At 73.9% G+C, this 25,137-nt stretch carries 22 protein-coding genes; 10 read left to right on the top strand and 12 right to left on the bottom strand.

The window, feature by feature from the left end:
- Positions 1-103: 103 nt before the first annotated feature.
- Positions 104-430 (bottom strand): hypothetical protein, encoded by a 327-nt coding sequence (locus ACWC5C_RS35545; RefSeq protein WP_385442328.1) that lies wholly within the window; start codon positions 428-430, stop codon positions 104-106.
- 175 nt (positions 431-605) lie between these two features.
- Between ACWC5C_RS35545 and ACWC5C_RS35540 the strand changes: the two genes are divergently transcribed.
- Positions 606-1,727 carry a PLP-dependent cysteine synthase family protein gene (locus tag ACWC5C_RS35540; protein ID WP_450882358.1) on the top strand — a complete coding sequence of 374 codons (1,122 nt, stop codon included), beginning with the start codon at positions 606-608 and terminating at the stop codon, positions 1,725-1,727.
- A 36-nt stretch (positions 1,728-1,763) separates the two neighbouring features.
- On the opposite strand, the gene ACWC5C_RS35535 is transcribed toward ACWC5C_RS35540, so the two are convergent.
- Both ACWC5C_RS35535 and ACWC5C_RS35530 read right to left on the bottom strand, forming a co-directional pair.
- Positions 1,764-2,234: an SRPBCC family protein gene (locus ACWC5C_RS35535; RefSeq protein ID WP_450882356.1), complete on the bottom strand. Its 471-nt coding sequence runs from the start codon at positions 2,232-2,234 to the stop codon at positions 1,764-1,766.
- Positions 2,235-2,278: 44 nt separating this feature from the next.
- A complete protein-coding gene (locus ACWC5C_RS35530) occupies positions 2,279-3,130 on the bottom strand; it encodes a DeoR/GlpR family DNA-binding transcription regulator (protein ID WP_450882354.1) in 852 nt (283 codons plus the stop codon).
- 556 nt (positions 3,131-3,686) lie between these two features.
- Between ACWC5C_RS35530 and ACWC5C_RS35525 the strand changes: the two genes are divergently transcribed.
- Positions 3,687-5,723, top strand: coding sequence for a hypothetical protein (locus ACWC5C_RS35525; RefSeq protein ID WP_450882412.1), 2,037 nt, complete (start codon positions 3,687-3,689; stop codon positions 5,721-5,723).
- Here ACWC5C_RS35525 and ACWC5C_RS35520 read toward each other — a convergent pair.
- The 5 genes from ACWC5C_RS35520 to ACWC5C_RS35500 all read right to left on the bottom strand — a co-directional run bounded on the left by ACWC5C_RS35520 (position 5,693) and on the right by ACWC5C_RS35500 (position 12,308).
- Positions 5,693-8,134 carry a right-handed parallel beta-helix repeat-containing protein gene (locus ACWC5C_RS35520; protein WP_450882352.1) on the bottom strand — a complete coding sequence of 814 codons (2,442 nt, stop codon included), beginning with the start codon at positions 8,132-8,134 and terminating at the stop codon, positions 5,693-5,695. The genes ACWC5C_RS35525 and ACWC5C_RS35520 overlap by 31 nt on opposite strands.
- A gap of 202 nt (positions 8,135-8,336) precedes the next feature.
- Positions 8,337-8,939 (bottom strand): Rv1733c family protein, encoded by a 603-nt coding sequence (locus tag ACWC5C_RS35515; RefSeq protein WP_450882410.1) that lies wholly within the window; start codon positions 8,937-8,939, stop codon positions 8,337-8,339.
- A gap of 91 nt (positions 8,940-9,030) precedes the next feature.
- A complete protein-coding gene (locus ACWC5C_RS35510; RefSeq protein WP_450882408.1) occupies positions 9,031-10,674 on the bottom strand; it encodes a GAF domain-containing protein in 1,644 nt (547 codons plus the stop codon).
- Between the two features lie 184 nt (positions 10,675-10,858).
- The gene (locus ACWC5C_RS35505) at positions 10,859-11,746 is read right to left on the bottom strand and encodes a universal stress protein (RefSeq protein ID WP_450882350.1); all 888 of its coding nucleotides are present in this window, start codon (positions 11,744-11,746) and stop codon (positions 10,859-10,861) included.
- Positions 11,747-11,840: 94 nt separating this feature from the next.
- Positions 11,841-12,308, bottom strand: coding sequence for an ATP-binding protein (locus tag ACWC5C_RS35500; RefSeq protein ID WP_257231666.1), 468 nt, complete (start codon positions 12,306-12,308; stop codon positions 11,841-11,843).
- A 209-nt stretch (positions 12,309-12,517) separates the two neighbouring features.
- Here ACWC5C_RS35500 and ACWC5C_RS35495 point away from each other — a divergent pair, with 209 nt between their 5' ends.
- Together ACWC5C_RS35495 and ACWC5C_RS35490 are read left to right on the top strand one after the other, a co-directional pair.
- Entirely contained in the window at positions 12,518-12,967 is a 450-nt protein-coding gene (locus ACWC5C_RS35495) for a cyclic nucleotide-binding domain-containing protein (RefSeq protein WP_450882348.1), read from the top strand.
- A gap of 134 nt (positions 12,968-13,101) precedes the next feature.
- Positions 13,102-13,821 carry a response regulator gene (locus tag ACWC5C_RS35490; RefSeq protein WP_385442343.1) on the top strand — a complete coding sequence of 240 codons (720 nt, stop codon included), beginning with the start codon at positions 13,102-13,104 and terminating at the stop codon, positions 13,819-13,821.
- A 313-nt stretch (positions 13,822-14,134) separates the two neighbouring features.
- Here ACWC5C_RS35490 and ACWC5C_RS35485 read toward each other — a convergent pair whose 3' ends face one another.
- Together ACWC5C_RS35485 and ACWC5C_RS35480 are read right to left on the bottom strand one after the other, a co-directional pair.
- Positions 14,135-14,980 carry an MOSC domain-containing protein gene (locus ACWC5C_RS35485; protein WP_450882345.1) on the bottom strand — a complete coding sequence of 282 codons (846 nt, stop codon included), beginning with the start codon at positions 14,978-14,980 and terminating at the stop codon, positions 14,135-14,137.
- A 135-nt stretch (positions 14,981-15,115) separates the two neighbouring features.
- The gene (locus ACWC5C_RS35480; protein WP_385442347.1) at positions 15,116-15,628 is read right to left on the bottom strand and encodes a DUF6643 family protein; all 513 of its coding nucleotides are present in this window, start codon (positions 15,626-15,628) and stop codon (positions 15,116-15,118) included.
- Between the two features lie 211 nt (positions 15,629-15,839).
- Between ACWC5C_RS35480 and ACWC5C_RS35475 the strand changes: the two genes are divergently transcribed.
- Positions 15,840-17,162: a TerD family protein gene (locus tag ACWC5C_RS35475; protein ID WP_450882406.1), complete on the top strand. Its 1,323-nt coding sequence runs from the start codon at positions 15,840-15,842 to the stop codon at positions 17,160-17,162.
- Positions 17,163-17,172: 10 nt separating this feature from the next.
- On the opposite strand, the gene ACWC5C_RS35470 is transcribed toward ACWC5C_RS35475, so the two are convergent.
- Positions 17,173-18,378: a glycosyltransferase gene (locus ACWC5C_RS35470; RefSeq protein WP_450882404.1), complete on the bottom strand. Its 1,206-nt coding sequence runs from the start codon at positions 18,376-18,378 to the stop codon at positions 17,173-17,175.
- A 311-nt stretch (positions 18,379-18,689) separates the two neighbouring features.
- Between ACWC5C_RS35470 and ACWC5C_RS35465 the strand changes: the two genes are divergently transcribed.
- Positions 18,690-19,493 carry a glutamate racemase gene (locus tag ACWC5C_RS35465; RefSeq protein WP_450882343.1) on the top strand — a complete coding sequence of 268 codons (804 nt, stop codon included), beginning with the start codon at positions 18,690-18,692 and terminating at the stop codon, positions 19,491-19,493.
- Between the two features lie 72 nt (positions 19,494-19,565).
- Complete coding sequence (locus ACWC5C_RS35460) at positions 19,566-20,138, top strand: hypothetical protein (RefSeq protein WP_450882341.1); 573 nt, start codon at positions 19,566-19,568, stop codon at positions 20,136-20,138.
- 362 nt (positions 20,139-20,500) lie between these two features.
- On the opposite strand, the gene ACWC5C_RS35455 is transcribed toward ACWC5C_RS35460, so the two are convergent.
- Complete coding sequence (locus ACWC5C_RS35455) at positions 20,501-21,571, bottom strand: O-antigen ligase family protein (protein WP_450882339.1); 1,071 nt, start codon at positions 21,569-21,571, stop codon at positions 20,501-20,503.
- Positions 21,572-21,778: 207 nt separating this feature from the next.
- On the opposite strand from ACWC5C_RS35455, the gene ACWC5C_RS35450 reads away from it, so the two are divergent.
- From ACWC5C_RS35450 to ACWC5C_RS35440, 3 genes are read left to right on the top strand one after another with little or no spacing between them, the layout of a single operon-like run.
- Positions 21,779-22,258 carry an NUDIX hydrolase gene (locus ACWC5C_RS35450; protein ID WP_450882337.1) on the top strand — a complete coding sequence of 160 codons (480 nt, stop codon included), beginning with the start codon at positions 21,779-21,781 and terminating at the stop codon, positions 22,256-22,258.
- Between the two features lie 55 nt (positions 22,259-22,313).
- The gene (locus ACWC5C_RS35445; RefSeq protein WP_450882335.1) at positions 22,314-23,174 is read left to right on the top strand and encodes a 3-hydroxybutyrate dehydrogenase; all 861 of its coding nucleotides are present in this window, start codon (positions 22,314-22,316) and stop codon (positions 23,172-23,174) included.
- A complete protein-coding gene (locus tag ACWC5C_RS35440; protein WP_450882333.1) occupies positions 23,159-25,108 on the top strand; it encodes a helix-turn-helix domain-containing protein in 1,950 nt (649 codons plus the stop codon). Before ACWC5C_RS35445 ends, ACWC5C_RS35440 begins: the two co-directional genes overlap by 16 nt.
- Positions 25,109-25,137: the final 29 nt, after the last annotated feature.

The raw sequence follows: 25,137 nt of genomic DNA, 5'->3' as shown, positions 1-25,137 counted from the left end.
CGACCGGTGGGCCGGTTCTCAGCGTCACCGCTTGTTGACCCTCAGTGATACTGATGCTCGTCCAGGGTCGGTCCCCCCGCGCGCATGCGCAACTCGGCCGCCTTCACCCCTTGCGGACGTGGTCCCGGGCGGACCGGACCGCGTCGAGGAAGCGGCCGGCGGCGCCGGAGCCGGAGGGCTTGGCCGCGTCCTGCTGGCCGAGGGTGAGGCGGTAGCGGGTGCCGTTGACGGTCGCCATCGCCTGGTCGCCGTCCACGAACCACGGTTTGCTCGCCCGGACCGACTGCACGGGCGCGCTGTCGATCTCGCGCCCGTAGCTGGTCAGCAGCTGCAGCCTGCCGTCCTTGATCGAGACCTGTCCGGCGCGGGTGACCGAGCGCAGGAATCGCTCGATCCGCACGCCCCTGGCGTTGAATTCGGTATCGGCCATCACGACCGCCTCCCCGGTGGCTTCCGACTGGCAAGCGCTGCTGCCTCATTCTCCCTGCTGCGCAGTGTGCCCGTGACCGGCCCGGGGCACCAGGGCGCACCGGGGTCCATTTAGGATCGAAACGGACCGAGTATGCCACTCGGAACGGGCACGGGGCACAAGCACGAGGAGCGGCGTGGACAGCACAACGCGGGCGGTCGTCGACACGGTTGACGTGGACCGCAGTGACCACGACTACCGGGCCTGGCTCAAGGAGGCCGTCCGGAAAGTGCAGGCCGACGCACAGCGATCCGCTGACACGCACCTGCTGAGCTTCCCGCTCCCGCAGCGGTGGGGGATCGACCTCTACCTCAAGGACGAGTCCACCCATCCCACAGGGAGCCTCAAGCACCGGCTCGCCCGCTCGCTGTTCCTCTACGGGCTGTGCAATGGCTGGATCCGCCCCGGCAAGCCCGTCATCGAGGCGTCCAGCGGCTCCACCGCCGTATCCGAGGCGTACTTCGCGAAGCTGATCGGCGTCCCCTTCATCGCGGTGATGCCGCGCACGACGAGCCGGGAAAAGTGCCGCCTGATCGAATTCCATGGCGGCCAGTGCCATTTCGTGGACGACCCGCGGAAGATGTACGAGGAGTCCATCGCCCTCGCGGCGGAATCCGGTGGCCACTACATGGACCAGTTCACCTACGCCGAAAGGGCGACCGACTGGCGAGGCAACAACAACATCGCCGAGTCGATCTACCAGCAGCTGCGGCTGGAGCGCTATCCCGAACCGGCCTGGGTGGTCGCCACGGCGGGCACCGGCGGCACCTCCGCGACCATCGCGCGCTATGCGCACTACATGCAGTACGACACCCGGGTGTGCGTCGCCGACCCGGAGAACTCGTGCTTCTTCGACGGCTGGGTGCACCACGACGCCCACGCGTGCAGCGAGTCCGGTTCCCGCATCGAGGGCATCGGCCGCCCCCGGATGGAGCCCAGCTTCCTGCCCGGCGCGATCGACCGGATGATGAAGGTCCCGGACGCGGCGAGCGTCGCAGCCGTGCGGGCGCTGGAACGGGCGATAGGGCGCAAGGCGGGCGGGTCCACGGGGACCGGGCTGTGGAGCGCGCTGAAGATCGTCGCGGAGATGGTGGAGCGGGGGTGCACGGGGAGCGTGGTGACGCTGCTGTGCGACCCGGGCGACCGGTACCTGGACAAGTACTACTCGGACGCCTGGCTGGAGGAACAGGGGCTCGACATCGAGCCGCACGCGCAGGCGATCGACACCTTCCTGGCGACCGGACGCTGGCCGGACTAGTACACCGCCGAAAGCCGAGGCGGACTCAAGCCGCCGTCAGCCCGTCGTCAGCCGCCGGTCCAGGCACCGGACCGCGTCGTGGAACGCCCGCCGCAGCCCGGGGCGGAAGACCCGCGCCGAGGCCCGGACCGGCGCCGTGCCGTCCAGCGCGAACGTGTAGCGCACCACCGTGCCGGAGTGCCACGGCACCAGCCGCCATTCCTCCAGCAGCGCCCGCAGCCCCGGTACGTTCGTCTCGTCGATCCGGTACGCGTACCGCTCGCAGGGGTCCGCCGCCACCACCGTCTCGCGGAAGCGGGTGCCGCCCAGCAGGCGGATCTCCCGCCCCGTCCCGTCGGCCGTCGCGCGGGCGTCGGTCACCTGGCGGAACCAGCGGGGCCAGCCCTCGACATCGGCCAGCGCCCCGAACACCGCCTCGGGCGGCGCCGACGCCTCGGCGGTGAAGGCGAGTTGGACCGGGGCCGTCTCGGTGTAGTCCAGCCCCACGGAACGCAACCGGTATGCCATGCGGCCACGATAGCCGCACGGCTGTCGCTCCGTCAGAGGTCCCGTCAGAGGACCGACGCGGCCTCGCCCGGCTCGCCCGCCACCACCAGCTCCGGCAGATACTCGGCGATCTCGGCACGCGCCGCGGCCGGCAGCCCGGGGTCCGTCACCAGCGCGTCCACCTGGTCCAGCGAGGCGAAGGAACTCAGGCCCACCGTGCCCCACTTGGTGTGGTCGGCGACCACCACCACCCGCCGCGCGGACCGTACGAAGTGGCGATTGGTCTCCGCCTCCGCCAGGTTCGGCGTGGACAGCCCGGCCTCGACCGATATGCCGTGCACGCCGAGGAAGAGCACATCGAAGTGGAGCGCGCGCACCGCGGCGTCCGCGACCGGCCCCACCAGCGTGTCCGACGGGGTGCGCACCCCGCCCGTGAGCACCACGGTGGCCGCCCCGGGGCGCGGCGCGGCCCCGCCGAGCGCCGCCGCCGACCGCTGCGCGTTGTAGAACACGTCCGCCACCCGGACCGAGTTGGTCACCACCGTCAGATCCGGCACCTCCAGCAGCTGCTGGGCCAGCGCGAACGCCGTCGTACCCCCGGCCAGCCCGATCGCCGTGCCCGGGGTGACCATCGCGGCGGCGGCCTTCGCGATGTCCTCCTTGGCGGACAGCTCCAGGCCCGACTTGGCCTCGAACCCCGGTTCGTACGTGCTCGCCTCGGCGACCGGCACCGCGCCGCCGTGCACCTTCTCCAGCACACCCAGCCGGGCCAGCGCGTCCAGATCGCGACGGACCGTCATGTCCGACACATTGAGCTTGCGCGTCAGCTCGTTGACCCGCACTCCACCGCGCCGCCTGACCTCGTCGAGAATCAGGGCGCGCCGCTGCTCGGCGAGGAGATTCTGGTTGTCGCTCACCCTGCCCGTTCCCTTCCGGCCGTCGCACGTCGCCCGCGCGGCCATCTTCGCATGTGGGGCGGACAGCCGGGCCCTGAGTACCGGGGGGTTACGATTTCGCCACGCCCGGCCTGTCATGCTCCGTGTCCCACCCCGCTGGGCACAATCCTGGAGCGAAGACCGGGAGACGACCGGGGGAAGACCGGGGCGGGACGACCGCACGACACCGGGATCGGGGGGCACGGTGGCATCGACCACGGGTACCAGCGCATCGGCAGCGGGGGCGGACCGGGCGCTGGGGGCGCCACCGCCGCCCCGGAACGGTGAACCACCACCCGACCTGGAACTCCTGGTCCACGGCGTCGGCGGCACCACCCCCCAGGAGATGCTGACCGATCCGCGCACCACCCCGGTCACCGGCGACGAGACCGCCGCGGTCTACCGGCGCATCGACGACATCGACGCCGAGTCGCGCCCGGAGGACCACCGGGGCGCCCCGGTCCGCGAGGCGTACGTCTGGTCCAACCTCACCTCCGGCAACAGCGCCCGCGCCCTGTGGCTGCTCCTGCTGCCCTTCATGGTCGTCAACCTGGCCCACTGGATGCGCCCCGCCGCCGACCGGCGGGAGCGCACCGTGCGCACCTACGGGCTGCTGGTGCGGCTGGTCGCGCTCAGCCTGACCGTGCTGCTGATCGCCGGGGCCGGCGAGGTCGCCCTCGATCTGGTCGCCTGGCAGTGCGCGGGCGCGGCCGAGTGCGCCGACGGCACCTGGCTCGGCTTCCTGTCCGCAGGGGACGACGGCTGGTGGAGCCAGCCCGGCCGCCGCCTGGCGCTCGCCGCCGTCGTACCGGCGGCACTCAACGGGCTGCTGTGGTACCTGTCCAACCGCACCTGGAGCGCCTACGAGTCGCAGCCCCCGCTGGAGCGGCCGGTGGACGAGACCTGCGCCGAGTCGGGCAATCAGCCCGCGCTGTGCCTGCCGGGCTTCTGGTACGGCCGCCGCATCGTCGCCCGGCTGCGCGCCGCCCACACCGCCGCGGGCTTCCTGACGATCGCCGCGGCCGTCACCGCGGCCACCGCCGGGTACGACCGCGAGGCGGGCGGCGGCGCCCTGCTGGACGCCGTGGGCTGGACGCTGCTCGCCCTGGTGGTCACCGGCGGGTGCCTGGTGGTGTTCGTGGTGTGCCGCCGAGGCCGCAGCGAGACCAAGGCGGACAGCGATCTGGACCGCCTCACCATCACCGCGCTGCCCGGCGCCGCGCTCGGCGTGCTCGCGCTCGCCGTGCTGTACGCGGGCTGGTCCCGCCCCGGCTGGGTCTCCCACGGGAGGCTGCCCGGCGACCAGACCTTCTGCGTGATCGCCATCGTGCAGGGCGCGCTCATCGTGGCCATCGCGGTGTGCGCCCTGCTCCTGTACCGGGAGGCGCCCACCGCGCGCACCCCGCTGCGCGGACTGGCCGGTCCCGCCGTCGCCATGCTCGCCTGCGGGCTCGGTTCGGTGCTCGCCGGAGGCGTCGCCCAGCGCATCGCCGACTGGCTGGACGGCGGCGCCACCCCGGGCGAGGGCGGCACCATCGCGCCGCCCATCCTGCTGTCCTGGTGGGCCACGGCCATACCGGTCCTGCTGCTGATGATCCTGCTGCTGGCCGTGATCTTCGCCCTGCGGGCCTGGCGGGTACGCGAGCGGCTCATCCCCGGCGTCCTGGACAGCTACCCGGGCGAGCCCGCCGACGCGGTGCGCACCCGCCGGATCGCCACCACCATCGCCCGCGCCGGGCTCACCGACTCCACGCCCTGGCTCGTCGGCCCCGTCGCCCTGTTCACCCTGCTGCTCGGCGGACTCGCGGTCATCGGGACCTGGCTCACCAACGAGGTGCCGGGGCGGGCCGCCGACGACACCCCGGGGTTCATCGACGCGGCCACCCAGACGGCCCAGGCGCTCGGCTCCTGGATGATGGGCTTCGCGGTCCTGATGCTGGTCACCTGGGCCCGCCGCGCGTATCGCAGCCCCTCCGCGCGGCGCACCATCGGCATCCTGTGGGACGTCGGCACCTTCTGGCCGCGCGCCGCGCACCCCTTCGCCCCGCCCTGCTACGCCGAGCGCGCCGTCCCCGACCTGACCTGGCGGATGGAGACCTGGACCCGCACCTACGGCGGCCGCCTCGTCATCTCCGGGCACTCCCAGGGCAGCGTGCTGGCCGCCGCCGCGGTCTGGCAGGTCGACCCGCGCACCCGCGCCCAGGTCGCGCTGCTCACCTACGGCTCACCGCTGGAGCGGCTGTACGGGCGCTGGTTCCCCGCCTACTTCGGCCCCGCCCAACTGCGCTCGCTCCACGGCGAGGTGCGGTGCTGGCGCAACCTGTGGCGCTACACCGACCCCATCGGCGGCCCGATCCGGCTGACCGAGACCGATGGGGCCGACGGGCCCGACGTGGACTGCGACGCCTTCAAGGACCCGCTCGCCTACGGCCGTACCGCCGAACACCCGCTGCCCGCGCCGATCCTGGGGCACGGCGAGTACCAGGCGGACCCGGCCTTCGACCGGGAGCGGGCCGCGCTGCTGGCCCGCCTCCCCGAGCAGGCTCAGAGCAGTTCGGGCAGATCCTCCGGGTAGAGCAGCGTGAGGTCGTCGGTGCTCGGGTCGCTCACCTGCGCGACCCGGCCCGCGTGCCGCTCCACCATCGCCTCGAAGGTCTGCCGGGCGGTACGCCCGTTGCCGAACGCCGGGCCCTTCGGCAGCGCCGTGAAGTACTTCAGCAGCGCCTCCGACGCGCCCTCGCCGATCCGGTACTCCTGGTCGTCGGCCTGCTGCTCCACGATCCGCAGCAGCTCCTCGGGCGCGTAGTCGCCGAAGGTGATGGTGCGGGAGAAGCGGGACGCCACACCGGGGTTGACGGACAGGAAGCGCTCCATCTCCGCCGTGTACCCGGCGACGATGACCACCACCGAGTCCCGGTGATCCTCCATCAGCTTCACCAGGGTGTCGATCGCCTCGCGCCCGAAGTCCCGGCCGGAGTCCTCGGGCGAGAGCGCGTACGCCTCGTCGATGAACAGCACCCCGCCGCGCGCCCGGTCGAACGCCTCCTGGGTGCGGATCGCCGTCGAGCCGATGTGCTCGCCGACCAGGTCCACCCGGGAGACCTCCACCAGGTGGCCGCGCTCCAGCACCCCCAGCGAGGCCAGGATCTCGCCGTAGAGCCGGGCGACCGTCGTCTTGCCGGTGCCGGGGGAGCCGGTGAAGACCAGATGGCGGCGGACGGAGGCGGCCTTCAGCCCGGCCTCCTGACGCCTGCGGCCGACCTCGATCATGTCGGTGAGGGCGCGTACCTCGAGCTTGACGCTCTCCAGCCCCACCAGTGCGTCCAGTTCGCCCAGCACCGTCGTCGAAGGCCGTACGGACACCGGCTCCTCGGCGGGCGCGGCGGTCACGGCCGGGGGCTGGACGGCGCGCTGCGCCGGGAGGCCGCCCAGCAGCCCGCCCGTCGAGGCGGCGGTCTCCACGGCGGGCGCCAGGAGCGCGGGGGCGGTCGCCGGGGTGGTGACGGCGCTGGTGGCGCTCTCGTCGCTGGTGCAGTCCTCGACGGCCGGGCCCGCCTCGGAGAACTCGTAACCGCCGCGCGCGCACCGCTCGGTGCGGCACCGGGTCAGGGTGGTGCGGCAGCCGTCGATGATGTGGAAGCCATAGCCGCTGCTGCCCGTCACCCGGCAGTTGCTGAAGGTGCCGCGGCCCTCGGCGGACACATAGAACCCGGCCTCCGTCGGCGAGGAGACCGTGGTGCGCTCGACCGTCGGGTCGGCGCCCTTGGTGACGATCACTCCGGTCGCGGCGCCGTCGATGACGCAGTTCGCGAGGGTGCCGCCGCTGCCGTGGTCACGGAACCAGGCGCCGGTGGCCGCCTCCCGGATCCGGCAGTCGTCCAGCTGCGCGGTCGCCCCGTCGCTCACCGACACCGCCGTGTTGCGCACCTGCGACAGGTCGCTGTCGACGACGTCCACGCGCGAGCCGCGGTCCAGCACGAACAGCGCGTCGGGCACGTCGCGCACCCGGCACGAGTCGAGCACGGCCGTCGCTCCGTCGCTCACCCACACCGCCGGATAGTCGCCCGTGCTCTCGTGCAGCTCGCACTGGTTGGCGTCCACCCGGGTGCCCGGGTCCCACACCGACAGGCCGTTGCGCCCGAACTTGCGTACGGTCGAACGGGTCAGCGTGAGCACCGAACGGGACCGCAGGTCGACCGCGTTCTCCGGGACGTCGTGGATCTCGCAGTCCGCGAGCGTGAGCACGGCGTCGGTGTCCAGGTTGACGCCGTCGCCCGTGGTCCGGTGCACCTTGCAGTCGGTGAGATGCCCGGTGGCGCGCGAGGACACCGTCACCCCCGCGCCCCGGATCTCGTACACCTCGCAGCCGACGGCCTCCAGCGAACTGCCCTCGCCGGTCAGGGTGACCCCGGCGCCCGACGAGTGGTGGATGCGGCAGCGCTCCAGGCGCGGGCGGGCGCCGCCGCGCACCGCGACGCCGGACTGCCCGGCCGCCATCACCTCGCAGTCCTCGAACACCCCGCCCGCGCCGTCCAGCACGCTGAGGCCGACCCCGGCGGGGTTGTCCACGGTGCAGCGCCGCACGGTCGGCCGGGCGCCGCCGCGCACCTCGATGCCGACGGCGGAACGGGTCGCGACCCGTACGTCCGTCAGCTCCGGGGTGCCCTCCTCGACCAGCAGCGCGGGCGACGCCGAGTCCATGCCCTCCACGTGCAGGTCCGAGACCACCGCCGACGCGCGTATCGTCAGCGCGACGCCGTCGGCGGGGGCGATCCGCACCGAGCCGCGCGAGGAGCCCTCGGGGCCGCGCAGGGTGACGGCCCGTCCCACCACCAGATTCTCACGGTAGGTGCCGGGCGAGATGGAGAGCACATCGCCGTCCCCGGCGGCCTCCAGGGCCGCGGCGAGGGAGGCGTACTCTCCGGTGCGGCGCCGCCACCGCGACGTCCCGCTGTGCGTCACCTGGACGACCGAGCCCTGTGCCATGGTGCTGCTGTGCCCCCACCTCGTGCGTATGCCGGATGTGCGCGACTGTGCCGCTGTTCACGTGAAGGCCCCACCGTAGCGTGCGCGCGGCACGCCGAGTTGACCTGCCCGGAAGGTCCGGCGCACGGGGTGTCCCGTACACAGGGTGTGGTGGTGAAGAGCCGCGCACGGGAGCGGTGCCCGGCTCTACGTTACTGCCGCGTCAGCTGCCCGCGTCGGCTCGGCCCCAGTCCTGACCGGCCCGCTCCCACGCGATGTCCCACTGGGCGTAACGCCGACGCATGAGCCGCCATACGACCAGCCGCCGAGCGCCGTCGACCAGCCCCGCCGTCGCCGCGCCCGCGGCGATCCCGGCCAGCACCGCGTGGGTGGCCGCGGTGGCCGAGTCCAGCGGACGGGCCTTCAGCTGGCCCTGGTCGTCCGTCCAGATCCGGAACGTCTCGCCCGGGTCGGCGCCCGGACCGGCGGCGAGCGTGCCGTCGTGACGGCTGCCGTCCGGGCCCGTCCACTGCGCGAGCACCCTGCGCTGGGCGTCGCGCGCGGAGGCGGTCTCCGGGTCCGAGTCGATGGGTGGCTGTGGCAGCACCTTGACCACGGTCGCCGCCACGTCATGGCGTTCGGCGCGCTGCTCCTGCATGGTCCGTTTCAGCGCCCCATGCGCCAGGGACCCCGCCGCCCAGCCCGCGGCCGGGGCCGCGAGCACGATCAGCACGGCGGCGACCAGCGCCGCGTAAGCCTCTGCCAGGTCGGTCTTACGGCGCAGCGAGTTCCGTCGCCAGCGCCACAAGCCCTTGATCATTCGCATCATCCGCACGTCTTTCGACAATCCCCTTCCCCGTTCGTGGATACCGCATGGGAGGCCGGATATGCGCGAATTCGGTGAAGAGAGAGCCATATCACGGGCTGAGCCCCTTGGCCGTGTGGGCTGGGCCACCTACGGTCCGTGGCACGCGCCACACCACCCGGGTGCCGCCCGCCTCGGGGGTCTCGACGCTCAGCGTGCCGCCCAGCAGCTCGGCCCGCGACCGCATGTTGACCAGGCCCCCGCTGGGCGCGGCGGCGCCGATGCCCACCCCGTTGTCGGTGACCGTGAGGACGACGTCGGCGCCGACCGTGAAGCGCACGTCCACCCGCTGGGCGTACGCGTGCCGGACGGTGTTGCTGAGCGCCTCGGCGAGCACCGCGAGCGCCTGATCGCCGGTCTCGTCCGGTACGTCGGTGTCGACCGGCCCGTCCATCAGCAGCGACGGCGTGAAGCCCAGGATGTCCGACGCCGACCTTACGGCCTTCACCAGCCGCCGCCGCAAGGTGGCCGGTTCGCCGTCCTCGTCGCCGACCGCGCGCAGCGCGAAGATCGTCGAGCGGATGATCTTGATCGTCTCGTCCAGGTCGTCCACCGCCCGGCCGACCCGCTCACCCGCCTCCGGATGCTCGATCAGGCGGCTCGCGCTCTGCAGCGTCAGCCCCGTCGCGAACAGCCGCTGAATCGCCAGATCGTGCAGGTCACGGGCGATCCGGTCGCGGTCGTGGAGCAGCGCCAGATGCTCGGACTCGGCACGGTGACGGGCCAGTTCGAGCGCGAGCGCCGCCTGCGCGGCGAAGCCCGACAGCAGCTCCACCTCGTGGTCGTCGAACGCGGGCCGCCCGGCCAGACGGCACAGCCGCAGCGCCCCCGAGGACCGCTCGTGCGCGACCAGCGGTACGGCCACCAGCGGGCCGAACTCGCTCTCCTGGTCCGGCAGCGGCCAGGCCCGCGCCCGGGCGTCGGTCCGTACGTCGCTCGCCACCGCGGGCCGCCCGGTGCGCACCGCGAGACCGGCCAGCGAGCCGTCGGAGGGCACCACAAGACCGCCGACGCGCTCCGCGTCATGGCCCTCCGCGACCTCCACCATCAGGCTGTCCGTGCCCGGCGCGGGCAGCAGGATGGCCGCCGAGTCGGCCAGCGAGACCTGGAGGGCCAGCCGGGCGATCAGACTCAGCACCTCGGCCGCCGGAGTGCCCGCCAGCAGCGTGCGGGTGATCACGCCCAGCGCCTCCAGCCACTGCTCGCGGCGGCGGCTCTCGTGGTACAGCCGGGCGTTGTCGATGGCCACCCCGGCGGCGACCGACAGAGTGGTCAGCACCGCCTCGTCGTCGGGGTCGAACTGCGCGCCGCCGCGCTTCTCCGTGAGGTACAGATTGCCGAACACCTGGTCCCGGACCCGGATCGGCACCCCCAGGAACGAGCGCATCGGCGGATGGTGCTCCGGGAAACCGTGGCTCGCCGGATGCTCGGACAGGTCGGTCAGCCGCAGCGGCTGCGGATGGCGGATCAGCTCGCCCAGCAGACCGTGGCCGCTCGGCAGCGGGCCGATCCGGTGCGCGAGGCCCTCCGATATGCCCACCGGCAGGAACTGCGACAGCCGGTCGCTGTCGACCACGCCGAGCGCCCCGTACTCCGCGTCCGCCAGCACCACCGCCGACTCCACGATCCGCCGCAGCACCTGCTCCAGGTCCAGCTCGCGGCCCACGCTGAGCACGGCCTCCAGCAGGCTGTGCATCCGCCCCTGAGTGGCCCGGGCGGCGTCCAGCCGCGCCTGCAGCTCGTCGAGCAGCTGATCCAGCCGGAGTTGAGGCAGCGTGGGATGGTGCCCCTGATCCCCACGAGCCTGATCCTCACGAGCCGACACGTGGACCCCCCTTAGTCTCCGCCGCTGCACACAGCGTATCGAGGGGGAGTGACCGTCAGGGCTGCGGGACCACCGCCACCGGGCAGCGGGCGTGGTGCAGGACGGCGTGGTTGACCAGCCCCAGCTGCATCCCGAAGTGGCCCTGCCGCCGCCGGGCGCCCACCACCAGCAGGTCGGCGTCGTCCGACGCGTCCAGCAGCGCCTTGCGGGCCGGGCCCTCGAACGCCCGGTACGCCACGGGTACGGGCGGCCGCGCCATCTCCGTCACCCCGCCCAGCGCCTCGTCCAGCAGCTCGGCGGCGTGCCCGGAGTGGTCCTCGTGCGGCCCATGGTCCTCCGGCCCCGCGCAGCGCCAGGCGTGCACCGCCGCCAGCTCGCAGCCGCGCAGCCGGGCCTCCCGGAGCGCGAAGGCGACGGCGGGGGAGGGCGGGGTGTGGTCGTGCTCGCCGGGGCGCTCGCGCTCGGCGATACCCACCGCGACGCGGTTCATCCGGCCGTCCCCGCCCTCCGGGCGGCCACGGACGACGATCACCGGGCAGGACGCGCGGGCCGCGATGCCGAGCCCCACCGAGCCCAGCAGCAGCGACGCGAACTCGCCGCGCCCGCGCGACCCGACGACCACGGCCTCCGCGCTCTGCCCGGCGCGCAGCAGGGCGGTCACCGCCTCGTCGGGCGCCAGATCGGTCATCACCTTCAGCGCCGGTGCGCGCCGCCCGGCCCGCTCGGCCGCGGTGGCCAGCACGGTCTCGCTGTGCAGTCGCTCGGTGGGGCGGTCGGCGGCCGCGGCGGGTACGTAGCCCTCGTACCGCTCCCACAGGGAGGCGTGCACGATGCGCAGGGGGAGACCCCGCCGGGCCGCCATGTCGGCGGCCCAGTCCAGCGCGCCGGAGGCGGCGTCCGAACCGTCGACCCCGACGACCACGGGAAGCTCCACGGTGCCCACCGCCTCTCCTGTCGGCACATGGCTGTATGCCCGCTCATTGTCCCGCCGAAGCGGTGGCCATGACGCGGTATCGGGGCAGCGGGAGTAACGCGGGCTAACGCAGCCGCATGGCGAGCGTCACGACGGCGCCCATGGCCCCGGCGCTGATCACCAGCCGGTCGGTGACCAGGCGGGTCAGCCACAGTCCGCGGCCGCTGGTCGCGCCGTCCAGCCCGGGGAGGATCTGCGGGATGACGTCCTCGGAGAAGCCGGGGCCGGAATCGCTGATCCGGCACTCCAGCTCGTCGCCCACGCGTCGCAGCAGCAGGGAGCCCGTTCCGCCCGCGTGTTCGATCGCGTTGCTGGCGATCTCGTCGACGGCGAGGACGAAGTCGCCGCGGCGGGCCTCGCTGAGCCCGGCCCAGGCGGCGCACTCCTCGACGAGGACGCGCAGCCGCGGCAGCTCGCCCGCGGTGAAGCGGCGGTGCAGCAGATGTTCCAGGTGTGCTCCGGCTCGGTTGGCGGACCGACGGAGAGAGTCGGCTGGCACCAGGGCCTCCCGTGTGACGAGGGCGAGCGACATCAGGCTCGATGAAGGAGCCGAGGGTATGGGGTGTGGGGTGCCATGGGGAGGTGTGACCGTGAATGACGTGTCATATCCCCAACTCGACTGGAAATGACTACAGGAGGGTCGGTACGCGTTCATCGGCGTACCGCTTCGGATCGGCGGCGGCTCGCACGCACGGTCACCGCCGAGGGGCGAGGCGGGGGAGGAGACGGCAGAGTGAGGACATGAAGGGACTTCTGGGCGCGTTGAAACCCGAGCACCGCGAGCGGCTGATGGCGCTCGCCGACGATGTGTCCTTCCCCTCGGGCAGCCGCATCTTCGAGGAGGGCCGGAAGGCCGACCGCTTCTGGGTCATCCGCACCGGCGCCATCACCCTCGACCTGCGGGTCCCGGGCCGCCGGGCCGCGGTGATCGAGACCCTGGGCCCCGGCGAGCTGATCGGCTGGTCCTGGCTGTTCCCGCCGGACACCTGGCACCTGGGGGCGGAGGCGCTCAGCCCGGTGCGCGCGTACGAGTTCGACGCGGAGACGGTGCGCAGGCTCTGCGACGACGACGCGGAGCTGGGCTACGCGCTCGCGCTGGCCTGCGCCCAGGTCATCGGGCGGCGTCTGCAGGCCGCCCGCACCCGGCTGCTGGACCTGTACGGGCCGTACGCGGGCGGCATGTCCCCCTGACCTTGAGCGGACTGATCTTGGGTAGGACCGTGATCGGGGAGGGCCGAATGGCCCCTTACCCCTTCCCACGGCAGGACGTAAGAGTGGGCAGCCGGATCACGACCGGCGCCCCGCGCGCTACGGAGGAGAGGGCAGTGCCCGAGACAGCCGACACCGCCGATGCCGGGGGAGTCGACCCTCCCGCCGAGCCCATCGGGGTCTTCCTGCTCGACGACCACGAGGTGGTGCGGCGGGGCCTGCGCGACCTGCTCGACGCGGAGCCTGATCTCACGGTCGTCGGCGAGGCGGCGAGCGCCCGCGAGGCCATCGCCCGCGCCCCCGCCGTACGGCCCCGGGTGGCGGTGCTCGACGTACGGCTGGGCGGGTCGGGCGAGGGGGCCGACCACGAAGGGATCGCGGTCTGCCGGGAGTTGCGGGCCCGGCTGCCCGGGCTGGCCTGTCTGATGCTCACGTCCTTCGACGACGACGAAGCGCTCTTCGACGCCATCATGGCGGGCGCCGCGGGCTATGTGCTCAAGCAGATCAACGGCTCCGACCTGGTGTCCGCCGTACGCACCGTGGCGGGCGGCCGGTCGATGCTCGACCCGGGCGCGACCGCCCGCGTCATGGCCCGGCTCCGCGGACCCCAGCCCAGCGTGCCCGACGAGCTGGAGCGGCTGTCCCCGCGCGAACGGGAGATCCTGGAGCTGATCGGGGACGGGCTGACCAACCGGCAGATCGCCGAGCGGCTGTTCCTCGCCGAGAAGACCGTCAAGAACCGGATCTCCTCGATCCTGTCCAAGCTGGGTGTGGGACGGCGGATCCAGGCCGCGGTGATCGCCGAGCGGATCAGGGAGCGCGAGACCGGGCAGTGAGCCGTGTGCCGTGAGGCGTGTGCCGGGCCGGTGCGCGGATCCGTGCGCGCTGCGCGGTGCTGTGCCTGGCCGGTGCGCGGGGTCGCGGGGGGCACGAGGCCGGTCCCCATCCGGCCCCGCACCCCACGCCGAACGGGGCTCGGCCGGTCGTGGATGCTCATCACCGCAGTGAAGTGAGAGCCCGGCTGCCCCGTGGTCAACCGGCTCACACCGCCGGCGGCCAGCATCCCGCGCCCCGCCCCCGGCCGGGGAGGGCCGAACGGCCCCGGTCCGGGGCCGTATGGGCCACCGCGCGGCCGCCACCCCGCCGCGGCTACTCCAGGATCTCGACCGGGTCGCCCAGCCGCAGCGTGCCCGTGCCCTCCGGCACCAGGTTCTGCCCGAAGATCAGGGCGTCCCCCACCCGCCGGTGCCGCGCCAGCGTCCGCAGCGGCTCCTTGCCGCGCTCCCCGGTGCTCTGGTCGGTCGTGGTGATGACACAGCGGGAGCACGGTTTGGCCACCCGGAAGACGACCTCGCCGATCCTTATCCGCCGCCACTCGTCCTCGGCCCAGGGCGCGGTGCCGTCGATGACGACGTTCGGCCGGAAGCGGTTCATCGGCAGGGGGCCCTCATCCGGGTGGTCGCCCTGGGCGATGAGCGAGTTGAGCGCGTGCAGCGACGCGGTGGTGGTGAGCAGCAGCGGAAACCCGTCGGCGAGGCTCACGGTCTCCCCGCCGAGCGCGTACTCCGGGGTCAGCGGCCGCCGCCGCGCCGGATCGTCGAGATGGACCAGCCGCGCCTCGGCCCCCAGGAACTCGCTGAACCAGGCGTCGGCGTCCTCTCCCGCCGACACCACCTCGACCTCCGTCCGCGCCAGCATCACCGGGAAGGGGGCGAGCGACGGCACCGACGGGTCCCCCGGCCCGGGGGCGGTCACGGTCAGCGGCTCATGGCCCTCGGCGCTCAGCCGGACGCCACCGCCCGGCAGCGGCTCGGCCGAGGCGAGCGCCAGCCTCGGCTGCTGGCGCTGGGTCACATAGCGCCCGTCGGGCTCGACGACCATCCACCTGCGGTCCCCGGCCAGCCCCCAGGGCTCCACCGTCGCGGCACCTGGCGCCAAGCCCGCGACGGACTTGACGGGGTAGACGTGGACGGCGCTCAGCTCTGGGTTGACCATGCCGAACATCCTGCCAGCAGGGTCCGACAGGCCGGGATGGCCACGGGGTGAACACATGCCGGGGCCCGGAGGTCCGAAAGTCGGACCACCGGGCCCCGGCCGCGTTGCGAAGGGTGCGCGAAAAGTGCGCAGGGGTCAGTAGCCGCCCCCCGGCTGCTGGGGACGCCCCGGGTACTGCTGCTGCTGACGGCCGTACGGGTCGTCGTACGGGGACGGCGCGGGAGCCGCCGGGCGGGGCGCCTGAGGGCGCGGCATCGCCGGGCGCATCGCCTCGTACCCGTTCGGCGCCGCCTGGCGGGGCTGCTGCGCGCCCGGGTAACCGCGCGGGCCACCCTGCGGCGGGATGTACGGGGAGGGGGCCTGCTGGAGCCCGCCCGGCTGCATGCCGCCGGGCTGCATTCCACCCTGCTGCGGGGCCTGCTGCTGATAGCCCTGTTGCGGGTTCTGCTGGGAGGGGGCGGCCGGGAGCGCGGGAAGCGCCGAGGGCAGTGCCGGGAGGTGACTTCCGCTGTCGTACGCGGAAGGCACCCGGATGGGTGCGATCTGAGGCGTTCCCCGCTCGGCGACAAGGCTGTCGTAGATGGGGGTGTCCGGGAAGGACGGCGAGGAGTAGTAGCCGCCGCCGTAGGTGCTGCGGGGGGAGGTCATAGACCATAAGTTAAGCCCACCATGTGCTGATTGGGGAGCCCGGTAAGAAGGTTGTTTTCAGTGTTCGGAGCGGTCGTGGATCCCCAATCGGACGGAACCCGGGAAAAACGGTCGTCAGGGTACGTTGAGATCCTGTAAAGAGCGCGTTTTCAGAGGGTCACATGCCCGTCCAGAAATGAAGCGAACAGAAAGACAGGGGGACAGCATGGCGATGCGCAAAGGCAGCAATATCCAGGTCACGGCAGGGGAGGTGCGGGTCGAACTCGGCTGGCGCTCCGGCCCCGGAGCGCCGGATGTGGACGCCTCCGCGCTGCTGCTGGTGTCCGGAAAGGTTCGCTCCGACGCGGACTTCGTGTTCTACAACCAGGCGGTGCACACGTCGGGTGCCGTTCGTCACGAGGGCAAGCGGACGGCCGGTGATTCCGTGACCGACACCCTCGCGGTCGATCTGGGCCGGGTGGAGCCCGCGGTCGAGACCGTGGTGCTCGCCGCCTCCACGGATGGCGGAACGTTTGGCCAGGTGCCCGGCCTGTTCATCCGGGTCCTCGACGCGTCCGGCGGCGCCGAGATCGCCCGCTTCGACAGCGAGGACGCCTCCGTGGAGACCGCGTTCGTCCTCGGTGAGCTGTATCGCAGGCAGGGCGGGTGGAAGTTCCGCGCGGTCGGCCAGGGGTACGGCAGCGGGCTCGCGGGGCTCGCCACCGACTTCGGCATCAGCGTCGACGAACCGCAGCAGGCGCCCGCGCCCGCTTCCGTCCCCGCGCCCCCGGCCGCGCCCCCGGCGCCGCCCTCGGGGCCTCCGGCCGCCGCCGTCCCGCCGCCCCCGGCCGCCGCGCCCGCGCCCCCGGCTGCCGCTGCTGCTCCGGCCGCCGCTCCGGCTCCGGCTTCGGCTCCGGTGAGCCTCAGCAAGGTGACGCTGACCAAGGAGTCGCCCGCCGTCTCGCTCACCAAGCAGGGCGGCACCTCCGGCGCTCTGCGGGTCAACCTCAACTGGCAGGTGCACAAGCAGTTCCAGGGGTGGGGTCAGAAGCTCGGCAGGGCCCTGGCCCTCCACGGTGACCTCGACCTCGACCTGGGCTGCCTGTTCGAACTCGCCGACGGCAGCAAGGGCGTGGTGCAGGCGCTCGGCAACTCGTTCGGCTCGCTGCACCAGCCGCCGTTCATCCACCTCGACGCCGACGACCGGACCGGCGCCCGGTCGTCCGGCGAGAACCTCACCGTCAACCTCGACCGCAAGGACGCGTTCCGCCGCATCCTCGTCTTCGTCACCATTTACGAAGGTGCCCGCAGCTTCGCGAACCTGCACGCCACCGTCACTCTTCAGCCACAGTTCGGTGCGGCGGTCGATTTCTCCCTCGACGAGTGCACCGTGCCGTCCACGGTCTGCGCGCTCGCGCTCATCACCAACAACGGCGGCGACCTCGTCGTCCAGCGCGAGGCCCGCTATCTGGTGCCGGACCGCGGCGTCAGCCCGCAGCGCACCCTCGACCACGCGTACGGCTGGGGCATGAACTGGACCCCGGGACGCAAGTGAGGGCTGTGCCTCATTCGCCGGGCGCGGCGCTGGGGCGGGCGTACGTGCGCCCCTTCCAGGCCGCGCCCCGCCCCCGCCAGTGCCGCACCGCGGAGTCGACGGTCATCAGCAGATAGAGAAGGGCCGTCAGCGGCAGCAGCGGAGCCAGCCAGAGGGTCTGCCGGTAGTAGCGCAGCATCGGGACGTACGTAGCGGTCATCAGCGCCCACGCGGCCGCACCCGCCGCGAGCGGCGCCGGGCGCCCGGTGAGCGCGCCCGCGCACAGCGCGACGGGCGGCGCGAGGTACACCACCGCGAGCCCCGCGACGGCCGCCATCAGCAGCAGCGGACTGTGCCGCAGCTGGGCGTACGCGCTGCGCGCGACCATCCGCCACAGCTCCCCGAGCCCCGGGTACGGCCGTACGCTGTCGACCCGGTCGGCGAGGCCCAGCCAGGTCGCCCCGCCGGAGCGCTTGACCGCGCGGGCGAGCGCCACGTCGTCGATGACCGCCTGCCGGATGGCCTCCGGGATCCCGGCCCGCTCGGCCGCCTCCCGGCGCAGCAGCACGCAGCCGCCAGCGGCGGCCGCCCAGCGCCCCCGGCGGCGGTTGACCCAGCGGAACGGGTACAGCTGGGCGAAGAAGTACACGAACGCCGGGACGATCAGCCGTTCCCAGCCGGTCGTCACCCGCAGCCGCGCCATCTGCGACACCAGGTCCAGGTCATGGGCGCGGGCGGCCCGCACCAACTCCCGCAGCGAGTCCGGTTCATGAGCGATGTCGGCGTCCGTCAGCAGCAGGAAGTCGGCCTGGCGGGTGCTCTCGTGGCTGCTCTTGGCGAGCGCGATTCCGTGCCGTACCGCCCACAGCTTCCCGGTCCAGCCGGGCTCCGGCTCACCCGGTGAGGCGACGGTCAGCGGCAGTCCGCCGTGGGTGTCGGCGAGTTCGCGGGCCAGCTTTCCGGTGCCGTCGGAGCTGCCGTCGTCGATCAGGAAGACCTCGGCCGGGCCCGGGTAGTCCTGGGCGAGCAGCGACGGAAGGCTCGCCGGGAGGACGGCGGCCTCGTCCCGGGCGGGCACCACGATGGCCACCGAGGGCCAGTCGCCCGGTCCGCCCGGCTCCTCACCGGCGTCACCGGATGGGGCCCGGGGCAGCCGGATGTCCGTACGCCAGAAGAACCCCTGGCCCAGCAGCAGCCACACCCATGCCACCAGCGCACCGGCGGCGATCCACGTCAGCAGGCTCACCCGCCGCAGTCTGCCCGAACCCGCGCCCGGGTGCCGGGGATTAGGGGGTGTCTTCCGGATCATGCCGGGCTCCCGACGCCGCTGTGACATCAGCCGCTGCCGCGGCGGGCGGCACCTCGCGGCCCCGCGCTCGTCGCTCCCCCAGCTACCGCTGGGCGGTGCCCCCTCGCGCCTCCCCCAGCTGCCGCTGGGAGGTGCCCCCTGCGCCCCCAGCTACCGCTGGGAGGTGCCCCCTGACGCCGCTCGCTGATCCGGCCTGACCCGAAAGACACCCCCTAGGGCCGATCCATTAAAGTGATCGGGTGAAGATCGCGCTCATGGACTCCGGATTCGGCCTGCTGCCCGCCGCGGCCGCGATGCACCGCCTTCGACCCGACGCCGATCTCGTTCTCTCCTCCGACCCCGACGGCATGCCGTGGGGGCCGCGTACTCCCGAGGGCATCACCGAACGCGCCCTGGCCTGCGCCCGCGCCGCCGCCGCGCACCGGCCCGACGCGCTGATCATCGCCTGCAACACCGCCTCCGTCCACGCCCTGCCCACCGTGCGGGCCGAGCTGGAGCCCGGGCTTCCGGTCATCGGGACCGTCCCCGCGATCAAGCCCGCGGCGGCCGGTGGCAGGCCCATCGCGATCTGGGCCACGCCCGCCACCACCGGCAGTCCGTACCAGCGCGAGCTGATCCGTGACTTCGCGGACGGCGTCGAGGTGACGGCCGTGCCCTGCCCCGGCCTCGCCGACGCCGTCCAGCACGCCGACGACGCGGCGATCGACGCCGCGGTGGCCGCCGCGGCGGCCCGTACCCCGGACGACGTCCGGGCCGTCGTCCTCGGCTGCACCCACTACGAGCTGGTCGCCGAGCGCATCCGGGCCGCCGTCCAGCCCGCCGGGGCGCCGCCCATCGCCCTCCACGGGTCGGCCGGAGCCGTCGCCGCGCAGGCGCTGCGGCGGATCGGCGCCGAGCCCTCGCTGCCGCCGGGCGCGGCCGCGTCCGCCCGGGGCACCCTCACGGTCATCCTCAGCGGCCGCGAGGCCGCGCTCCCGGAGGACGCGCTCGCCTACGCCGAGGGCGCCCTGCTCGCCCCCGCCGCCGCCCCGGCGCGCCGCTGACCCGCCCCCTCTGACCGGCCAAAACGGCTCGGTCGGCTGCCGTGGTAGCGGAACGTGAGTACCCTGCCAAACATGAGGCCCCACGCCGAGGACCCCGAGCCCCACGGCAAGCAGACCCCGGGCCAGGACACGCCCGCGGTCTGGACCGGTCATGCCCACAACCGTGTGCAGTGGGTGCTGGCGACCGTGGGCGCCGCGTGTGTGGCGCTCGGCATCGACCTGGCCGTCGCCTCCCCCTGGACCACCGGGCTCGCCCCGCTCCTGATGTCGGTCATCGGCTGCCTCGCCGCCGGGCTGCTGATGCTCTTCGGCACGCTCGCCTTCGTCCATGTGGCGGTGCGGGTCGACGAGGAGTGCCTGGAGGTCCGCTGCGGCCATATGGGGCTGCCGCGCCGCCGTATCCCCCTCAGCGACGTGGTCGACGCGGACGTCGCGCCGCGCGTCACGCCCTGCCAGTGGGGTGGCTGGGGTTACCGGTGGCGGCCCGACAAGGGCACGGCGGTGGTGGTGCGGCGTGGTGAGGGGTTGGTGGTGTGGCTGGGTGACGGCCGTATCTTCACGGTGACGGTGGACGACGCGGAGGCGGCCGTCCGCGTCATCCGCGACCGCCTCCGCCTGATCGCGACCCCCACGTCCCAGGTCTGACCGGGGACACCCCGGCCCCCGGGCGCGGCTGCGGTTTTCCCCACCCCGCCCCTTCCCGAAACCGGGGCTCCGCCCCGGGCCCCGGGCTGGGCTTCGCCTCTGGGCCCGGGCTGGGCTTCCCGGGGCAGCCCCCCGGCTCGCGCCTGTGTCCGGCTTCCGTAGGGGGCCTTCGCTGCCGCTGTTGTGGTGGCGGCTTGTTGTGGGCAATCGTTCCGCGGGGCGGAACGGGTGGGCACAACCCGGCCACCGGGCCGCGCTCGGGTGCGAGACGCTCGGCGGGGGCCGGGGTGTCCCCGGTTCGGGAAGGGGCGGGGTGGGGGAAGGGCCCCTCGGTGCGGTGCGGTGCGGTGCGGTGCGGAGCGTCAGGGGACGGTTCGGGCCGGGGGTTCCTCCGGGAGGCTGGCGGTCGCCAGGCCTGCCAGGAGGCCCGCGCCCGCCGTTATCTGCGGGAAGCTGAGCGCGTCGCCCAGGGACGCCTCTACGGCCAGGGCCGTCAGCGCGGCCGCCGCCGTCAGGGCGATCGGGGTGGAGCGGGGTGAGCGCCACAGGGCGTACAGGAGCCAGGCGAAGGCCGCGGCCAGGAGGGCCACGCCCGGCAGGCCCTGGCCGGCGGCCTGCTGGAGTGGGGCGGAGTGCGGCGTGGTCTCCGGTTCGGGCGACGCCGCGACGGCCGGGCTCAGCTCGGCGAAGCGGTCGGGCCCGGTGCCGCGTACCGGGTTCGTCGCGGCGAGGTGGGCCGCGTCCTGCCACAGGCGGACGCGGTGCTCGGTGAGGTTGAGGTGGGCCCGCAGTGAGGGCGGCAGCCCGCCCGGCACCGCGTCCGCCGCGACCGCCCAGCAGCCTCCGACGCCGACCGCGGCGACGAGCGCGAGGGCGGCCAGGCCCGCGAGCCGTCGCCGCAGCCGGGCGGCGGCCAGGGAGCACAGCAGGACCGCGCCGCTCGCGACCCAGCCCGCGGGCGGGCCGGTCACCACGGCGGTGAGCGTGATCGTCAGGGCCAGCAGCCACAGGGCCAGCCGGAGCGCGGGCCGCCGGGCGGCCCACGCGGCGCAGCAGACCGCGCCGGTGGCCAGGGTCAGCTCGGCCGTGGCCAGCCCCTGGTGGCCGCCCGGGCCGGTGTCGGTGGCCAGGGCGAGGCCGAGCCCCGCGAGCCCGGCGGCGGCACCGCACAGGACCGGCAGGAGCGATCCGGCGATGCGGCCGCAGGCGTACCCGGCGGCCACGGCCAGTACGGCGAGCAAAACCCCCTCGGGGCGCGCGGTGCGCCCCATGGCGGAGATGAGCGCCCAGAGGGCGCAGGAAGCGAGGATCGCCACGCCCGCGATGTCGGGCACACTGCCCAAGGGCTGGCTGTAGCGATCGGTGCTGTAGTGATCGCTGCCGTGGTCCTGGTCGTATTCCCTGACGACCGGTTCCAGTGCAGATGACGTCATCCCGTCGACCCCCCGTCGCGGGCATCGCGCGGCGACCGGTAGTCGCGTCGCGAGCCATGCACCAGGAACGGTAGCGCCAGCGGTGAGTTATGTGTATATGTTGCGCAGAAACGATGTGTCAGTGGTGAAACGCGCTCCGAGCGCGCAGAACGGGCGCCGGGCGCGGGCCACCGGCGCGACGCCACGAACGGCGGATACCCTCACCGCATGGCGACCCCCGACTTCATCCGAGGCCTCCGGTCCTCCATCGGTCATCGACTTCTCTACCTGCCGGGCGTGAGCGCCGTCGTCTTCGACGACGAGGGCAGAGTGCTGCTGGGCCGCCGCGCCGACAACGGCCGCTGGGCGATCATCTGCGGCATCCCCGAACCGGGCGAGCAGCCCGCCGAGGCCATCGTGCGCGAGGTGCTGGAGGAGACCGCGGTGCGCTGCGTACCGGAGCGCATCGTGCTCGTACGGACCCTGGCGCCGGTGACGTACCCCAACGACGACCAGTGCCAGTTCATGGACGTCTGCTTCCGCTGCCGCGCGGTGGGCGGCGAGGCGCGGGTGAACGACGACGAGTCGCTGGACGTGCGCTGGTTCCCGCTGGACGCGCTGCCGGACCTCCAGGACTTCTCGCTCACCCGGATCAAGCAGGCGCTCGGCGAGGGGCCGACGTGGTTCGAACCCATCCCGGGGGAGTGAAGAGTGTGCCGCGCCCCCATCGGTCGGGGCGCGGCGCCCGCCTAGTCTGCGCCTCATGAACGCGCCCCCCGCGCCCGGTCACACCCCGGGTTCCGCCCCCCGGCCCGCCGACGCCGGACTCTCCGGCCGTACCGCAGTCGTCACCGGCGCCGCCGGGGGCATCGGACGCGCCTGCACCCTGCGGCTGGCGGCCGCCGGGGTCCGGGTACGGGCGGTCGACCGGGACGCGGAGGGCCTGGCTGACCTGGTCGCCTTCGCCGAGCGCACGGGCCGCTCCGACCGTACGGGCCGCTCCGACCCTACGGCCCGCCCGACCGGCACCGTCGAGGCGTGCGCCCTGGACCTGACCGACCTCGACGCGGCCGAACGGGCCGCCGAGGGCGCCGACATCCTCGTCAACAACGCCGGGATGCAGTGCGTCCGCCCGATCGAGGACTTCCCGCCGGAGGTCTTCTCCCGGATGCTCACGGTGATGCTGGAGGCCCCGTTCCGGATGGTGCGCGGCGCCCTGCCGGGGATGTACGAGCGGGGCTGGGGGCGGATCGTGAACATCTCCTCCGTACACGGGCTGCGCGCCTCCCCCTACAAGTCCGCGTATGTGGCCGCCAAACACGGGCTGGAGGGGCTGTCCAAGACCACCGCCCTGGAGGGCGCGCCCCACGGGGTGACGTCCAACTGCGTCAGCCCCGGCTATGTACGCACCCCCCTGGTCGAGCGTCAGATCGCCGACCAGGCCGCGGCGCACGGCATCTCCCCGGAGCGCGTCGTCTCCGACGTGCTGCTGGCCGACGCGGCGGTCAAGCGGCTGGTCGAGCCGGAGGAGGTGGCGGAGGCCGTGGCGTATCTGTGCGGTCCGCACTCCTCGTTCATCACCGGTGCCTCGCTCACCATGGACGGCGGATGGACGGCCCACTGAACCCGCCCGACGATCCGCCGGAGACCCCGTACCTGGAACTGCTCGCGCGCGGCGCGCCCGCCGAGGCCTACGAGCGCCCCGGCCTGCTCGCCCGCGCCGGGAAGGCCCCGGCCGAGCGGCTGGCCGCCCTGGAGCGCGCCAAGCTGCTCGCCCTGCGGGTACGCGGCGAACTGGAGGGGCGCAGGCGGCGCGAGGCCGAGCTGTCCGCGCTCTTCGAGACCGCCCACGACCTCGCCGGGTTGCGCGATCTGGACGCGGTCCTCCAGGCCATCGTGCAGCGTGCCCGCTCGCTCCTGGGGACCGAGGTCGCGTATCTGACCCTCAACGACCCGACCGCCGGTGACACCTATATGAGGGTCACCGACGGCTCGGTCTCGGCGCGCTTCCAGCAGCTGCGGCTCGGCATGGGGGAGGGGCTCGGCGGGCTCGTCGCCCAGACCGCGCGCCCCTATGTGACCGACAGCTACTTCGACGACCCCCGGTTCCAGCACACCCGCACGATCGACGCGGGCGTCCGCGACGAGGGCCTGGTCGCCATCCTCGGGGTGCCGCTGCTGCTCGGCAGCAACGTCATCGGGGTGCTCTTCGCGGCCGACCGCCGGGTCCGCGTCTTCGAGCGCGAGCAGATCGCCCTGCTCGCCTCCTTCGCCGCCCACGCCGCCGTCGCGATCGATACGGCCCATCTGCTCGCCGAGACGCGGACGGCGCTGGCCGAACTGGAGGACGCCAACGAGATCATCCGGGACCGCAGCGGAGTCATCGAGCGCGCCTCCGAGGTCCACGACCGGCTCGCCGAACTGGTGCTGCGGGGCGGCGGGGTGCACGATGTCGCCGCCGCCGTGGCCGAGGTGCTGAGCGGCTCGGTGGAGTTCCTGGAGGCGGACCAGGCGCCCCCGGACGCCCTCGACCGGTCGCGCGCCGACGGTCACGCCGTACGCCGTGGCGAGGACTGGATCGCGGCCGTCTCGGCGGGCGGCGAACTCCTCGGCGCGCTCGTCCTGCACGGCCACCCCCGGCTCGACCCCGTGGACCAGCGCACCCTGGAGCGCGCCGCCATGGTCACCTCGCTGCTGCAGCTCGCCCGCCGCTCGGCGGGCGAGGCCGAACAGCGGGTGCGCGGCGAGCTGCTGGACGATCTGCTCGACGCGCCCGACCGGGAGCCGCGGCTGCTGCGGGAGCGCGCCGCGCGGCTGCGGGCGGACCTGGACGCGCCCCATGTCGTCCTCGCCGCGAGCATCGACGCGCCCCGCGCCGAACTCGCCCCCGGTACCGCCGAGGACGCCGCCGACCGGCAGCGCCTGTGGTCCGCCGCGTCCCATCTGGCCGCCACCCGGCAGGGGCTCGCCGCCGCGCGCGACGGCGGCACGGTGCTGCTGCTGCCGCTCGCCGACGGCGACAGCGCCGACGCCCTCGCCCGCCGCACCGCCCGCCAGCTGGCCACCGCCGTGCACGCGCCCGTCACCGTCGGCGCCTCCGCACCCGTCGCCGCGCCCGCCGCCCGCCCGGCCGAGGTCGCCGCCTCGTACGCCGAGGCCCGGCGCTGCCTGGCCGCGCTGCGGGTGCTCGGCCGGTCCGGTGAGGGGGCGGCCGCCGAGGACTTCGGCTTCCTCGGCCTGCTGCTGGCCGGTACGCGGGACGGCGCCCCGGACGGCACCCGGGTGCGGGACTTCGTCACGCGCACCATCGGGGCGGTCGTGGAGTACGACGCGCGGCGCGGCACCGGGCTGGTCCGCACGCTCGACGCGTACTTCGCCAGCGGGATGAGCCCGGCGCGCACCAAGGACGCGCTGCACGTGCACGTGAACACCGTGGCGCAGCGGCTGGAGCGGGTGGGGCGGCTGCTCGGCGAGGACTGGCAGGCGCCCGCGCGGTCCCTGGAGATACAGCTGGCCCTGCGGCTGCACCGGCTGACGGCGGGGGCGGCGAAGGGCTGAGCCGGGCGGGCTCTCCTGACGGCCCGCCC

Source organism: Streptomyces sp. NPDC001700 (assembly GCF_053596435.1).
This window is presented reverse-complemented; position numbering and strand designations above follow the sequence as displayed.

Coding starts and splice junctions, on each gene's coding strand:
- ACWC5C_RS35545 (WP_385442328.1), bottom strand. CDS start 430: ATGGCCGATACCGAATTCAACGCCAGGGGCGTGCGGATCGAGCGATTC.
- ACWC5C_RS35535 (WP_450882356.1), bottom strand. CDS start 2,234: ATGGCATACCGGTTGCGTTCCGTGGGGCTGGACTACACCGAGACGGCC.
- ACWC5C_RS35525 (WP_450882412.1), top strand. CDS start 3,687: ATGGTCGTCAACCTGGCCCACTGGATGCGCCCCGCCGCCGACCGGCGG.
- ACWC5C_RS35520 (WP_450882352.1), bottom strand. CDS start 8,134: ATGGCACAGGGCTCGGTCGTCCAGGTGACGCACAGCGGGACGTCGCGG.
- ACWC5C_RS35515 (WP_450882410.1), bottom strand. CDS start 8,939: ATGCGAATGATCAAGGGCTTGTGGCGCTGGCGACGGAACTCGCTGCGC.
- ACWC5C_RS35510 (WP_450882408.1), bottom strand. CDS start 10,674: ATGCACAGCCTGCTGGAGGCCGTGCTCAGCGTGGGCCGCGAGCTGGAC.
- ACWC5C_RS35500 (WP_257231666.1), bottom strand. CDS start 12,308: ATGTCGCTCGCCCTCGTCACACGGGAGGCCCTGGTGCCAGCCGACTCT.
- ACWC5C_RS35495 (WP_450882348.1), top strand. CDS start 12,518: ATGAAGGGACTTCTGGGCGCGTTGAAACCCGAGCACCGCGAGCGGCTG.
- ACWC5C_RS35485 (WP_450882345.1), bottom strand. CDS start 14,980: ATGGTCAACCCAGAGCTGAGCGCCGTCCACGTCTACCCCGTCAAGTCC.
- ACWC5C_RS35480 (WP_385442347.1), bottom strand. CDS start 15,628: ATGACCTCCCCCCGCAGCACCTACGGCGGCGGCTACTACTCCTCGCCG.
- ACWC5C_RS35475 (WP_450882406.1), top strand. CDS start 15,840: ATGCGCAAAGGCAGCAATATCCAGGTCACGGCAGGGGAGGTGCGGGTC.
- ACWC5C_RS35460 (WP_450882341.1), top strand. CDS start 19,566: ATGAGGCCCCACGCCGAGGACCCCGAGCCCCACGGCAAGCAGACCCCG.
- ACWC5C_RS35455 (WP_450882339.1), bottom strand. CDS start 21,571: ATGACGTCATCTGCACTGGAACCGGTCGTCAGGGAATACGACCAGGAC.
- ACWC5C_RS35450 (WP_450882337.1), top strand. CDS start 21,779: ATGGCGACCCCCGACTTCATCCGAGGCCTCCGGTCCTCCATCGGTCAT.
- ACWC5C_RS35445 (WP_450882335.1), top strand. CDS start 22,314: ATGAACGCGCCCCCCGCGCCCGGTCACACCCCGGGTTCCGCCCCCCGG.
- ACWC5C_RS35440 (WP_450882333.1), top strand. CDS start 23,159: ATGGACGGCCCACTGAACCCGCCCGACGATCCGCCGGAGACCCCGTAC.